At 29.8% G+C, this 13074-nt stretch carries 15 protein-coding genes; 2 read left to right on the top strand and 13 right to left on the bottom strand.

Features of this window, described 5'->3' with window-relative positions; genetic code table 11:
• Positions 1-80 precede the first annotated feature (80 nt).
• The 4 genes from EDC42_RS09630 to EDC42_RS04525 all read right to left on the bottom strand — a co-directional run bounded on the left by EDC42_RS09630 (position 81) and on the right by EDC42_RS04525 (position 2820).
• Entirely contained in the window at positions 81-311 is a 231-nt protein-coding gene (locus tag EDC42_RS09630) for a hypothetical protein (RefSeq protein WP_069574731.1), read from the bottom strand.
• Between the two features lie 624 nt (positions 312-935).
• The gene (locus tag EDC42_RS09625) at positions 936-1136 is read right to left on the bottom strand and encodes a hypothetical protein (protein WP_069574732.1); all 201 of its coding nucleotides are present in this window, start codon (positions 1134-1136) and stop codon (positions 936-938) included.
• Positions 1137-1987: 851 nt separating this feature from the next.
• The gene (locus EDC42_RS04530; protein WP_091699243.1) at positions 1988-2272 is read right to left on the bottom strand and encodes a DNA-binding protein; all 285 of its coding nucleotides are present in this window, start codon (positions 2270-2272) and stop codon (positions 1988-1990) included.
• Positions 2273-2295: 23 nt separating this feature from the next.
• Positions 2296-2820, bottom strand: a complete 525-nt coding sequence (locus EDC42_RS04525; RefSeq protein WP_091699241.1) for a DUF134 domain-containing protein — start codon at positions 2818-2820, stop codon at positions 2296-2298.
• A 310-nt stretch (positions 2821-3130) separates the two neighbouring features.
• Between EDC42_RS04525 and EDC42_RS04520 the strand changes: the two genes are divergently transcribed.
• Positions 3131-4066: a 3-hydroxyacyl-CoA dehydrogenase gene (locus EDC42_RS04520; RefSeq protein ID WP_091699239.1), complete on the top strand. Its 936-nt coding sequence runs from the start codon at positions 3131-3133 to the stop codon at positions 4064-4066.
• Here EDC42_RS04520 and EDC42_RS04515 read toward each other — a convergent pair.
• Together EDC42_RS04515 and dph5 are read right to left on the bottom strand one after the other, a co-directional pair.
• Positions 4063-4530, bottom strand: a complete 468-nt coding sequence (locus EDC42_RS04515; protein ID WP_170151648.1) for a MarR family winged helix-turn-helix transcriptional regulator — start codon at positions 4528-4530, stop codon at positions 4063-4065. The two genes, EDC42_RS04520 and EDC42_RS04515, sit on opposite strands and share 4 nt — an antisense overlap.
• Before the next feature lie 442 nt (positions 4531-4972).
• Complete coding sequence (dph5, locus tag EDC42_RS04510) at positions 4973-5764, bottom strand: diphthine synthase (RefSeq protein ID WP_123833405.1); 792 nt, start codon at positions 5762-5764, stop codon at positions 4973-4975.
• Positions 5765-5799: 35 nt separating this feature from the next.
• On the opposite strand from dph5, the gene EDC42_RS04505 reads away from it, so the two are divergent.
• On the top strand, positions 5800-6798 hold the full coding sequence (locus EDC42_RS04505; protein WP_123833404.1) for a class I SAM-dependent methyltransferase: 999 nt from the start codon (positions 5800-5802) through the stop codon (positions 6796-6798).
• A gap of 27 nt (positions 6799-6825) precedes the next feature.
• Here the strand turns inward: EDC42_RS04505 and EDC42_RS04500 are convergent, their stop codons facing one another.
• The 7 genes from EDC42_RS04500 to EDC42_RS04470 form a co-directional block, all read right to left on the bottom strand.
• Positions 6826-7272, bottom strand: a complete 447-nt coding sequence (locus tag EDC42_RS04500) for a hypothetical protein (RefSeq protein WP_123833403.1) — start codon at positions 7270-7272, stop codon at positions 6826-6828.
• Positions 7273-7421: 149 nt separating this feature from the next.
• The gene (gene mtnA / locus EDC42_RS04495; protein ID WP_091699230.1) at positions 7422-8351 is read right to left on the bottom strand and encodes an S-methyl-5-thioribose-1-phosphate isomerase; all 930 of its coding nucleotides are present in this window, start codon (positions 8349-8351) and stop codon (positions 7422-7424) included.
• A 245-nt stretch (positions 8352-8596) separates the two neighbouring features.
• Positions 8597-9517: a manganese-dependent inorganic pyrophosphatase gene (locus tag EDC42_RS04490; protein ID WP_069574805.1), complete on the bottom strand. Its 921-nt coding sequence runs from the start codon at positions 9515-9517 to the stop codon at positions 8597-8599.
• 336 nt (positions 9518-9853) lie between these two features.
• Positions 9854-10720, bottom strand: coding sequence for a radical SAM protein (locus EDC42_RS04485; RefSeq protein ID WP_069574804.1), 867 nt, complete (start codon positions 10718-10720; stop codon positions 9854-9856).
• A gap of 68 nt (positions 10721-10788) precedes the next feature.
• Positions 10789-11349, bottom strand: a complete 561-nt coding sequence (locus EDC42_RS04480; protein WP_069574803.1) for a methanogenesis marker 17 protein — start codon at positions 11347-11349, stop codon at positions 10789-10791.
• A gap of 24 nt (positions 11350-11373) precedes the next feature.
• Positions 11374-12615 (bottom strand): methanogenesis marker 15 protein, encoded by a 1242-nt coding sequence (locus EDC42_RS04475; RefSeq protein ID WP_069574802.1) that lies wholly within the window; start codon positions 12613-12615, stop codon positions 11374-11376.
• Between the two features lie 2 nt (positions 12616-12617).
• Positions 12618-13073, bottom strand: coding sequence for a methanogenesis marker 5 protein (locus EDC42_RS04470; protein ID WP_069574801.1), 456 nt, complete (start codon positions 13071-13073; stop codon positions 12618-12620).
• Position 13074 lies beyond the last annotated feature (1 nt).

Here is a 13074-nt window from a genome sequence, read left to right as displayed (position 1 = left end):
TTATTTTCTTGTTTAATGTTGTATAATCTGATTAGATTGTATGCTAATGCGTCTAAGTATAGTCTTATATTCTGTTCGTATCATTTCCGATGACTACTTCTTTTTCTATTTGGAATTGTTCTTTTAATATTTTCCAAAATGGGTTCTTCAACGCTTGATCTTTTAGTATATTCGTCTTTTATATTCCTGTTTTTTTCCATTTTTTGGTTCATTGCTTTTTGCATTTTATGATCCGTATTCTGTGATGGTTCTGTGTGTTTGTGAGGCTGAGCAACATTTGTTTCGTTCTTTACAGTTTTTACATGATTCATAATTGTTGTAAATTCTTTTTATTTTGTTTGGTTTTTCTGGGTCTTTGTGTGGTTCAATATATTTTCCAAAGAAGTGTAAATATTCTCCTTCTGGGCATTTGAATGCATCTAATTCATAATTGTATTCGAAAATGGAGTCTTTATGATATTTGATTGGGATTTAATTTCCCTATTTTTTCTTTTGGATTGTTTTCTATTGGGTATTAATCCATCAATTTTATTATCTGCCAAGTAAAAGATAAAGGGTTATTTTGATTTAAATATATTGTGTCAGCGCTTTATGTATTTTTGGTATTTTTTGTATGTTTTGTATTGCTCTTTCTGCGATTTTAGTTTATAATGGTCTGTAAAGGGTTTTGTGTGACGTTTTATTGTACAGATTAATTTGGTAATCGTAATCGACTGCAGAATTGGGATATTGTAAGCAACCATGAAGTTTTTACTTTCTTTCCTTTCATAAAATCTTGCTTCTATATCGTTTAATGGTATTTTATCTTGTCCCTGTAAAATGTAAATTGTGTTTCAATGTCATATTAATAGTTTTATTTTATCTTCGACATCCATGTCTTTATATTTCCAATATTTTTTTGAGCGGGTTTTTGAAGTTTATCAAGCTTTTTCTGGCTAATATGTAGTCCATTGAAGTAATTGAGTAATATTTTGAGTTATCTTTTTTTGATAACATTGTTGTTGGAATTGTAATGCTTTTTTTAATAGTTCCATCAAAGGGCAACATTGATTAAAATCTGTTAATTTCAAATCTGAAGCCTCTTTTTTTAAGGTCATTTGAAGCAATACTTCAAAGTAACAGCCGTATTCTCTCATGTACCTTTGAATTGAGCGTTCTTATGGTTGTACATCATCATAAAACAAACCTGTAAACATCATGGTACCTTGCCATTATCTGCAATAATACTTGGCACTTTCCACATGCTCTATTTTAGCATAAACAAGCAATTTTAACATGGAATCAATAGGCAAGGACTCTCGTCCTTTCTTCTTTTTAGGTTCTTTGATATTTAACATTGGATAAAAATTCATCAATAAAAATCCACCCACAAAACGAGAAATATGATCTTCCGGGAATGTTGCTATCTAAAAGTTACAATACCTAATTTTACTCTGATTCTTATCAATTTTTCTTAAAACCATAAAATACAACTCCAAAATAACTAACAGTTAATATTAACTATATAAAACAAAGTATATAAACTTAACTATTATAAAATCAGTTAAAATCCAATTTAACAAATTAAAAATTACTATAATTAAATTATACAAATTTTAATAAGAATACATTTAAATTAAAGCAAAATTAAAATAAATAAATGAAAAATAAGAAAAAATAAGTCAAAAATTTTCCGGCACAAAATCAAAAAACTAATTTTGGCGGACACCCTTCTAAAAACGAAAAATAAATTGATATGTTTCAATTCCAAAATACCAACCAGTTTGAAATAACATCTTACTGGATGCAATTTTGCAAAAATTCAAATCAATGCCATTATTGATGCTAATTGTAACACGTCTGTTTCGAGTCATAGGAATAGATAGTGCATACAAGTTAATAAATGTTTTAGTGTAGTTTAAGAGCATTTTGATGTGTGATATTCAATATTGAAATTTGAAAAAAAGTTTAAGTTAGATAAGGATAAATTATATCCTTATCAACAAGATTATTCATTATGACCGCAACATCTAGATGGATCATGTGGAATATTTGGATCATGATGATCAGGGTAAGGTTTTCCACATGTTAGTGGTCCTTTTCCACGAGCGGACCCACAACATCCCCCTCTTCTTTTGTTGTGTTCTAAAATAGAATTTATATCTAAATCTTCAACTTCACCCAAATATTCAATTTTTTCACTGTGACATTTAGGACATATGGAATGTTGACCATTTAAGGTAATCCATGTAAATCCACATTCATTACAGTTGTATTTTAAATTATCATTCATAAAATCATCCCATGGCTTAAATTTTATATTCTACACATTCCTCTTCCCTGTAATGAAGAACCACATTCAGGACATATTTTAGTTCTACACGGAACACCTTTAACTTTTGGTTCTTCATAACCACATTCAGGACATCTACATTTATCTGGTGAACTGCCCCTTAACTTATCTCTATTCAATCTTTGGATATTCTTTGAACCACAATCTGGACATTTTTCATAAGTCTTTTCAGGATTTGACCATTGAAATCCACAGTCATTACACAAATATTTATTTTGATCAATCATAGTATCACCTCTAACTACAACAATTCTCCTACCTTCGATCAATGAGATAGCTAATTTATGCCTTGCAGAATTTAAAATCCTATGAAAAGTGGATTGTGAAATGCCCATAAATTCAGCAGCATCAATTTGTTTAATGTTGCGATAATCTTTAAACCTAATAGCTTCGAATTCATCTACAGACAACTCAATTGGTTTTCGATTTTCATTTAAATTATACTTATGACATTCAACAACTCTTCTCATTCTTCTAGGCCTTACCATAATTTTCTCCCCAATACTTGTTAGGTATTATGAATATATATTCATAACTATTTATAAATGTTTCGTTATAAAACATATTAAAATAAGTCACCAGAATTATGAAAATTAACTTTACGCTTTTAAATTTATTCAAATAATCAAAAAACAATAATAAAAATCATATTATGATTAATTAAAGTAGTATAAATCAAAATATTCAATAATTTGTAGGTTTATATTAATTTTATTTGAATCATTAAACAATATTATCAGTTTATATATTAAAAAAAATATAACTTAGTATACAAGTAAACTAATAGAGGTTTTTGAAATGAGTATAAAAAAAGTCGTTGTCGCAGGCGGAGGAGTACTCGGTAGTCAAATTGCACTTCAAACAGCATATTGCGGATTTGATGTGACAATTTGGCTTAGAAGTGAAGGATCAATTGAAAGAGCTCAACCAAAACTTGAAAGATTTAAAAACATCTATGTTGACACTCTTGAGAAAATGAAAACAGATGCAAGTGCATACTGCAGAGGTTTATCTAAAAAAGCAGATTTAAGTTCTGAAGAATTAGATGCTTTAAAAGAACAAGCGCAAAATGCATATGATAGTTTAAAATTAACAACAAGTTATGAAGAAGCAGCAAAAGATGCGGATTTAATTATTGAAGCTATCTCTGAAAATCCAGAACAAAAAATTGCATTTTACCAAGAATTAGCAAAACATATGGAAGATAAAACAATACTTGTAACAAATTCTTCAACATTGCTCCCATCAATGTTTGCTGAATATACTGGAAGACCTGAAAAATATCTTTCATTGCACTTTGCAAACACAATTTGGGCAAATAATACTGCTGAAGTAATGGGACATCCTGGAACCGAGCAAAAATACTATGATGAAGTTGTTAAATTTGCTGAAGATATTAACATGATTCCTTTAAAACTTAAAAAAGAACAACCAGGTTATATCTTAAACTCACTTTTAGTTCCATTCCTAAACGCAGGACAAGCATTACTTGCAAATGATGTAGCAGATCATGAGACAATTGATAAAACTTGGATTCTAGCAACAGGTTCTCCTGCAGGACCATTCCACATTTTAGATATTGTAGGACTTGAAACAGCATATAATATTGTTATTATGAATCCTGAATCAAAAGATCCTGAAACTACCCCTGGAAAAATTGCTAAAATGCTTAAAGAAAAAATTGATGCAGGTGAAACTGGTATTAATGCTGGAAAAGGATTTTATGAATATTAATCCTTTTTCATTTCTTTTTTTAAATTTAAATTAATAGCCCGATGAGTTAATTCATTAAATATTTGCATAAAATTTGGATCTAACTCATATAACCCCATTTCAGACTCCCATTTTTTATTTATATCATTCATAATTGGAATAAAATCGTTGCCTTTGTCCGTTAATTTTAAAATAAAATGACGTTTATCTTCAATAGATCTTTCACGTAAAATCCAACCCTCATCCTCTAATTTTTTAACCGCTTTTGTAATTGCACTTTTTGTTAAATGCAAACCATCAGATAAATCTTTTTGATTTAGTTCATCACTTTCATGAATCATTATAATGCAAAGAGCATGTATCAAACTCATATTATATTTAGAAAGCTCATCATTCAGATATTTTTTATGATTTTTGTGGAATATAAATAGAATATCTCCCATCCTATTTGAATCATAAAAGCCCATTGTTTTTTCAAATTTCATCAAATATAGTTTATATAAACAATTATAAATATTGTAAATACTGCACATATAAAATCAGATAACAATATTTAAATACTATTAAAATATAAGTATTATACGATATGAAGTAAAATTCATGTCTTTAATGAAAAACATCAATCATTTTATAATCTCCAAAATGTTAGAATATATTTCATTAGGGAAGTAGAAATGACAACTACTTCCTCTCCCCCCATTTATTTTTCAATTAAATACTTCAAAATAACTCAACTATTTTTTAAAAAGATTCAACAGATAAAATAAAAAGATTTAAATAACCAAAAAATAAAAAATAATAAACGATATGATATAATATTCATATCAATTGTAGGCATCAATCAATCTCTTTTAATCACTAAAAAGCCAAAATATCTAAAAGAAGTGGGAAAAACAGTACTACTTCTAATCTCCCTATTTTTAAAGATTAAACAATATCTAAAAGTTTAGAATTTGCTCCTGCAATTTCAACAAGATATTCTGCTTCGACAATGTGAAGTTTTGAAGGAATTACAATACAATGAAGAGGACCCCCAAAGTCGAAATCAATTAATTCATTTATGGTTCCTGCTTTAACACAAACATCTTTTGAGCCGACACGTGCAATACCAACAGCTAAAGTATTTTCATTAATCAAACCATCCCTATCCAACGTATCATGAATATTCATCAAATATTCCAAACCTTGATTAACAGTCATATAACGGTCTTTATGAGCTTGAATGTCAAGTAAAACCAAAGTATGCAAGTCCATTTTTAAATTTTCCTCAATAGCTTCATAAGGAGATTTTGGATAAAAATTATAATCTGGAAAAGGAATTGTTGTTACTTTACCAAATTTATATCCTTGAAGACCTGATATGGCTGGTGCAGAAGATAAAATAGATGAACCGTGAATAACCTCATAATCAATACCTTTTTTAGAGCATTGAACTAAAAAATCACTGTGAGTAGTTGCAATTAAAGGATCGCCACCCATAATCAAAGCAACATCTTGTGTTTTAGCCTCTTCAATGAATTTACTTTCCTCTTCAACTTCTCCCCTAACTAAAATTTCAATTTTTTGACCAACTAACTCTTCAATAGCGTTAAAATTTGAACCAAACAGTCTTGAAGTGAAAAATTCAGCATAAATTTTATCAACATTTCTCAAACATTCCAATCCTTTTAAAGAAATATCCTTTTCATCGAATAATCCTAAACCCACTAAATAAAACATATATATTATATAATAATTTAAACATAAAAAACTTTATGAAATGTGTAAAAGTTCCATTAAGACAATTAAATGATACTCGTATAAAATTAATGGAAAATGGTTTAATGAATATGGAATATAAAATAAAAACTGATGATAAATGGGGATATATTCCAGTAAATGAATATGTTAACGATTATGAAATTGTTGATGTTGAACTAGAAGCAATGAAAAAATTTCCACATAATTTTGCTGAATTACTCAAAGATGAGTTAAGCTCTGAAGAAATTGAAAATTTAAGGACATCATTTGACACAATTGGAGATATTGTAATTCTAGAAATCCCTGAAAACTTACAAGATAAAAAACAGATAATTGGAGATGCCGCACTTGAGTTTACAAAAAGAAGATCAATTTACATGAAAAAAAGTGCAGTTAAAGGAACAACACGTGTTCGTGACTTAGAATTTTTATCAGGAGTGGATGATACAGTTACAATTCACAAAGAACATAGTGCTAGATTAAAATTAGATGTTCGTGAAGTTTATTTCTCACCAAGACTTGCAACGGAGAGAAAACGAGTGATGGAAAGTGTTGAAGATGGTGAGAAAATCCTAGATATGTTTTGTGGAATTGGACCATTTCCAATAGTAATAGCACACAATAAAAATGTTGATATTGTTGCTGTTGACATTAATAAATCTGCAATCAAATATTTGGATGAGAACATTAAGTTAAATAAATTGAAAGGTAATGTAAAAACTTATTGTGGTGATATAAGACAAGTTAGTGATGATTTTAACTTAAAATTTGATAGAATAATTATGAACTTGCCTGGCCTTGCTTATACTTTCCTTGATGTTGCAGTTGATTTAATTGAAGATGGTGGAATAATTAATTATTATGAGTTTTCCGATTCATATGACCGGGGCGTGAAACGTTTAACTGATGCCTGCAGTGCAGTTGGAAAAAAAGTTGATATAATTAATTGCCGTAAAGTTAAATCCACATCCCCTGGAGAATGGCACATATCTATTGATGGAAAAATTAACTAAAAAAAGTTTAAAAGCCATATGCAAATATTAAATTTGAATATAATGCACTTCCTCATCAATGAATTCAACATTCTTAATAAATAGAACATCCTTAAAATGATTTCCATCACCTAATGTACGATTCTCCAAAACATTGCATGAAAATATCTCCCGGAAATAAGCATCACAAACATAAGCGGAAGGAATTTTGTCTGCATCCCACTTATCCATAATTACAATTTCATCATTTGATTTGAAAACATACTTATCCCCTAATGATTCCATCCATCTTAAAGTTTCAACATCATATCCCTCATAATAGGAATTGTTTTTAATATCATCAGTTATTTTAGAAAGCTCAATTGGACCTTCAGAAGACACATTTAAAATAGTCCTATTTGAATTACTTGAAGAATCATTATTAGCATAAACTAAAAATAATAGTAAAACAGCAATAATTACAACAATAACCAATATTACAATTTTTTTATTCATTTTAATGCACCAACTGCATTATTTATTTAACTAATAAATTCAACAGCCACAAACATTCGATAAAATAACTATAAATAAACTTATATAAATAATATCATGAAAATGCATTTCATTTTGTTAATGTTAAAAAAATAGAATATAATTATTGTTTAAATCGGATCAATAATTCCTTTTTCAGTGATAATGCCCGTGATTAATTCTTTTGGAGTAATATCAAATGCGGGATTAATTACTTCAGTATTTTTTGGACAAATTCTTGCACCACCATAATATCTAACCTCATCACCATCCCTTTCCTCAATAACAGTATCAAAGATAGAAATATCATTATCAAAAGTAGAATATGGAGCAGCTACATAAAATGGAATATCATGGTGTTTAGCAGCAAGAGCAACCATAAATGATCCAACTTTATTTACAACACCTCCGCGAGCAATCCTATCTGCACCAATGACCACTTTATCTATTTTTCCCTGTGACATTAAAAATCCTGAAGCAACATCCGGAATTAATTTAACAGGAATATTCTCTTGTTGCATTTCCCATACACTTAAGCTTGCACCTTGTCCACGAGGACGAGTTTCATCACAGATTACATTAATGTTTTTTCCCTGCTCATGTGCCGCTCTAAATACTCCAAGTGCTGTTCCATAATCAACACATGCAAGAGCACCAGCATTACAATGAGTTAAAACAGTATCCCCATCATCAATAATCTCAGAACCAAATTTTCCAATAGCCCTATTTGTTGCCATGTCTTCTTCATACATTCTTAATGCTTCGGTTAATGCATCATCACTATTTAAAACTCTATCCACAGCCCAAAATAGGTTTACAGCAGTTGGTCTTGCAGTTTTAATTTCTAAAGCAGCTTTATTTAAGTCAACACCTTCAATATCTGCAAGTGCCATTCCAAAAGCAGCTGAAACCCCAATAGCTGGAGCTCCACGAACGATCATGTCTTTAATTGCTATAATAACATCCTGATAATTTTCGCAATAAACATAAGTTAATTCATCAGGAAGCTTTGTTTGATCAATAAGTTTTAGTTTATTATCTTCCCATTCAAGTGTTTTCATATTAACACCTTATTTTAAAAAAAAAATATTATTAAAAAGAGAAAGCATAATTAACGTTAGTTTCTAATTTTAATGTATAAAAATACAATTAAAGGTTTTATAATTATGCTCCCATCTATTTTAATATCCGAAATGGATTGATTAGAAATGTATTATAAATACATTGTTTAATACTTTTAACATTATCATTTATAAATTTTTATGAAAAAACCTTAAAAAGGCTTTTTTTAGTAATACCTAAAAAATTATGCGTTTTCAGTCATTATTGGAACAACTTGTTTTTTACGTGAAACAACACCTTCAAGTAAAACCATGTTGTCTTCAAGTTTAATGTCATATGATTTTTCAACAAGATCAGCATTTTTTCCAAGTGCAATAACTTGTGAATTACTATTTACAATGTCAGTTATTAAAAGCATGAACAAATCTAAGTTTTCTTTTTCAATAATTTTATTCATACCTTCTTCTAATTCATCCTTCATTTCTAAAACATCAGGAATACTAGCAGTATTTACTTGATTAACAATAGACTTTACATTTTTAAAATCAATTTGTTTTGCATCTAATGCTAAAATCTCCTCAATTGAAAAACTGCTCAAATCAGTTCCGGCTTTAAGCATTTTTAAACCATATTCTTCTACATCAATTTCAGCAATTTTAGAAAGTTTTGTAACAGCTTTTTTATCATCTTCAGTAGTGGTTGGAGATTTTAAAAGTAAAGTATCAGAAATAATAGCCGAAAGCATTAATGTAGCCATTTCCTTTGTAATTTCAACATTGTTCTCTTCATACAATTTACATAAAATAGTTTCAGTACATCCAACTGGTTCAAATCTTAAGAACAAAGGATATGAAGTTTTTAAAGCTAATTTATGGTGGTCAACAACTTTTAAAATGTTTGCATTTTCTAAATTCTCAACAGATTCGGAAGGAGAATTATGATCTACTAAAATAACATTAGCATCATCTTCAATATTTTCTAAAAGCTCAGGTGCATCAATATCTAAATAATTTAAAATAAATTCTGTTTCTTTATTGATATTTCCTAACCTATAAGCTTGAACTTCTGTATTACCTAATTCCTTTTCTAAGTTAGTCATTACTAAACTTGAAGTGATTGAATCACTATCCGGACTTTTATGTCCAAAAACATAAGTTTTAACCATATTATCTTTCCTCTTGATAAAATAAATATTAATTTATTAGTTTGTATTTTATCCATATTTAATATTGCTATAAAATAGACGTCCATACATAATTTTTTATTGTATGTCCCCTACATAATATCAAATAACAAAATAAATTATTTAATCTATAAATACATTGATGAGTGTCAGCCAAAAATCTAAAATCAATTTTTGAAACTGATTAAAATTACTTCAATTCAAAAACAAAGAAAAATTTGTATCGAAAAAATTACTTTTGGCGAATACTCAAATAAATAAAAAACAATAATTGAAAATTAACAGATAAACTAAAAATAGTAAAAATAAGAAAATTATTTAGTAATGACTTTGTGGAGTCATTCCTAAATGATGGTCTTCGCTTTTTTTACCTGGAATTCCATAAGCATCCGCTCTACATTGAGTACATGCTCTAAACACAGGTATAATTTCTTCAACTTCTTCTCTGACTTTTTCCATCATAGAACAGTCAGGCCTTTGCAAATGTTTCATTTTTCCTAACGGAATCAAAGGCAAAATATTCATTAAAGCTGCACCACGTTTTTCAACTTCACGAGCAATTTCAACAATATGTTCATCATTTACTCCGGGAATTAAAACAGAATTAACTTTAACTACTAAACCATTAGCTGCTGCTTTTTCAACACCTTCTAATTGATTTTTAATTAAAATTTCCACTGCTTCATAACCTTTGTAGACTTTTCCTTCGTATTTAATAAATGAATAAATGTCTACAGCAATATCCGGATCAATCGCATTTATTGTAACAGTGACGGAATTCACTCCAAGTTCTGCAAGTCTATCTGCATATTTTGGAAGTAAAAGCCCATTTGTACTCATACATTTAATTAAATCAGGTTGTTCAGTAGCTAATTTTTCAAAGAATTCAAATGTTTCATCATTAGCTAGTGAATCTCCAGGCCCCGCTACCCCTACAACTGAAATTGGACCATCTGCAGTAACATCATTAATATGATTGATTGCATCATCAGGCTGCATAATACAACTTGTTACACCAGGTCTGTCTTCTTCGTTGTTAATATCTCTTGTACAGAAATTACAAAAGATATTGCATTTTGGTGCAACTGGCACATGTGCTCTTCCGACTTTATCATGCATTTTTTCATTAAAACATGGATGTGCTCTTGTAATATGTGCAAATCTTGAACCTTTGTGTTCATTCATAATACCACTACTCCTTAAAATATAACTCCTGTTAATTTCTATTGTTACGAACAAATATATAAAGTTTTCTAAATACCTTTGTTCAACTCATCAATAAATTCCAGAGCTTTTTCAATCCATGCATCTTTAATTAACTCATCAGTAGCTACAACAGTCACAATATCTTCAGTAGACAAATCTTTAATGATTTTAAATCCTTCAGGCAATATCCGGAATACTGCATCATAAATACGTCTTCGTAAATTAGAATGAGGATCATCTACAACAATAGATCCTAACTCAGTGAAATCCCCTTTAATTTCAAGCTGATATCTATTTGGTTGATAGATTTCATCTCTTGAAAATCTTTTCCATAATTCTTTAAGAATATTGGGAAGATAATTCTCATTATCAATCAAAATTGTTGTAACATCGTTTTGTTTATTATACATTAAATTAGCAACATCTTCAAACTTAATAACATTAGAAGTTTTTCTCATTTTAATAGCCAAAACAAATACAGGGTCATCTGGATTCACATAAGCTTTCAAATCATCAACAGAAGAACCTAGAACCAGATCTTGAAAAATCTGTTTAATGATGATTTCATAAACCTCTGCACCTCTCTCATCATAACATTCAACTAGCATCAAATCAACCCTTTTACTTCATATTTATTTATCATCTTGTCTGTGTCCCATACCGGATACTAAAAGTGCACAGCCTACAGCACCAATATGTTGAGAATATTCAGGTACAATAACATCGATTCCACCTAAAGTTTCACTTACTGCTTCAACAAGACCAGAAATTAAACTTGTTCCACCAACTTGTATCAAAGGTTCGCGAATATCAATTTCCTGGAGTTGTTGTTCATAAACCTGTTCGGATACGGAATGACATGCTGCTGCCGCCACATCAGCTTTAGAACCACCAGCAGCTAATGTAGTAACAAGATCCTGAATACCAAATACAATACAATATGAATTTAACATAGCATTTCTCCAATCACCTTGTACAGCAAGAGGACCTAACTCAGTAATATCTACATCTAATCTACGGGAAGTCATATCTAAAAATCTTCCAGATGCACCTGCACAAATGCCTCCCATAGTAAAGTTATCAGGAATACCATTGTTTACAGTGATTACTTTGTTATCCATACCACCAATATCTAATACTGTAGCCTCTCCTTTTTGACAATCTGCTAAATATACTGCACCTTTTGCATTAACAGACAATTCTTCTTGGACAAGTTCAGCACCAAATTTTTCACCCATTGTAAATCTACCATAACCGGTAGTTCCAATACCATCAATATCATCCCAGGTATAACCAGTACCTTCAAATGCCTCAGCAGCTGCAATATTTGCAGATTCAATGATATCTTTAGTAGATGTCCAACCAGTCCCAATAACATTATTGTTTTCCATGAGAACTGCTTTTGTTGTTGTTGAACCTGAGTCTAAACCAAGAGTAAGACCTTCTTGTTTTTCACGAGCAAGAATATTTCTACGAGTTACAGTAGTAGCCAATGCTTCCATACGAATAAATAATTCATCTGCCTTTGTTCTTTCAGTAAATGAATAAGTAACAACTGGAATACGTGTATTATTTTGTATGAATCTTCTTACTTCATTTCTTACTAGTGCTGCTTCTGCACATCTAAAACAAGTTGCAATAAATACGGCATCAGGCCTGCATCTACCTTCCACAATAGCCATTGCTCTTGCAATCATCAATTTTAAACTTGAGCTTTGAGCTGAAAATCCGAATTTTACATAAGATTCATCAATGTAATCTAAATCAATTTCAGGAAGAATAATTTCAGCACCAAATTTATTTGCTGCCTTTTCAATTTCTTTTTGAATCCCACTATATTCTGTCCCACATGAAACTAAAGCAATTTTTACCATTATTATTCCTCCCCAATAGTTTCTTCAAGTGAATCTACAAATTCATTAATTGCATTCACCATAACATAAGTTTCATCTTGATTATCAGGATATTTTAATTCTAAAACTGGAATACCTTTGTTCCTAAGTAAAAATATTGATAATTCATTTGTTCTTGCACATCCAATACAACCAAAACCATATGGAGCACCATCAACTATAATAGCCGCTTCTGCTTCATCTATAAGAGGACCAATAAGAGACATTCTTCCACGTACTCCTGAAGGAACTTCGATTGCAGCATATTTAAGTCCGTTGAGAGGATCTTCTTCAGTAATATTCATTGGTGGAGAATCAATCTCCGGATCCTTAATTTTTTGTCTAATTTGTTTTTGAAGAACTAAAGGAACATGACCTTTCCTTTCTAATAAATCTGCTAAAATTAATGAATTTGGAGGATATAAAGCGATTTTAACCATA

The organism is Methanobrevibacter gottschalkii DSM 11977, from assembly GCF_003814835.1.
Classification (GTDB): domain Archaea; phylum Methanobacteriota; class Methanobacteria; order Methanobacteriales; family Methanobacteriaceae; genus Methanocatella; species Methanocatella gottschalkii.
This window is presented reverse-complemented; position numbering and strand designations above follow the sequence as displayed.

Coding starts and splice junctions, on each gene's coding strand:
- EDC42_RS04525 (WP_091699241.1), bottom strand. CDS start 2,820: ATGGTAAGGCCTAGAAGAATGAGAAGAGTTGTTGAATGTCATAAGTAT.
- EDC42_RS09625 (WP_069574732.1), bottom strand. CDS start 1,136: ATGAGAGAATACGGCTGTTACTTTGAAGTATTGCTTCAAATGACCTTA.
- EDC42_RS04480 (WP_069574803.1), bottom strand. CDS start 11,349: ATGCTAGTTGAATGTTATGATGAGAGAGGTGCAGAGGTTTATGAAATC.
- EDC42_RS04505 (WP_123833404.1), top strand. CDS start 5,800: ATGAAATGTGTAAAAGTTCCATTAAGACAATTAAATGATACTCGTATA.
- EDC42_RS04515 (WP_170151648.1), bottom strand. CDS start 4,530: ATGAAATTTGAAAAAACAATGGGCTTTTATGATTCAAATAGGATGGGA.
- EDC42_RS04520 (WP_091699239.1), top strand. CDS start 3,131: ATGAGTATAAAAAAAGTCGTTGTCGCAGGCGGAGGAGTACTCGGTAGT.
- EDC42_RS04490 (WP_069574805.1), bottom strand. CDS start 9,517: ATGGTTAAAACTTATGTTTTTGGACATAAAAGTCCGGATAGTGATTCA.
- EDC42_RS04470 (WP_069574801.1), bottom strand. CDS start 13,073: ATGGTTAAAATCGCTTTATATCCTCCAAATTCATTAATTTTAGCAGAT.
- dph5 (WP_123833405.1), bottom strand. CDS start 5,764: ATGTTTTATTTAGTGGGTTTAGGATTATTCGATGAAAAGGATATTTCT.
- EDC42_RS04485 (WP_069574804.1), bottom strand. CDS start 10,720: ATGAATGAACACAAAGGTTCAAGATTTGCACATATTACAAGAGCACAT.
- mtnA (WP_091699230.1), bottom strand. CDS start 8,351: ATGAAAACACTTGAATGGGAAGATAATAAACTAAAACTTATTGATCAA.
- EDC42_RS09630 (WP_069574731.1), bottom strand. CDS start 311: ATGAATCATGTAAAAACTGTAAAGAACGAAACAAATGTTGCTCAGCCT.
- EDC42_RS04500 (WP_123833403.1), bottom strand. CDS start 7,272: ATGAATAAAAAAATTGTAATATTGGTTATTGTTGTAATTATTGCTGTT.
- EDC42_RS04475 (WP_069574802.1), bottom strand. CDS start 12,615: ATGGTAAAAATTGCTTTAGTTTCATGTGGGACAGAATATAGTGGGATT.
- EDC42_RS04530 (WP_091699243.1), bottom strand. CDS start 2,272: ATGAATGATAATTTAAAATACAACTGTAATGAATGTGGATTTACATGG.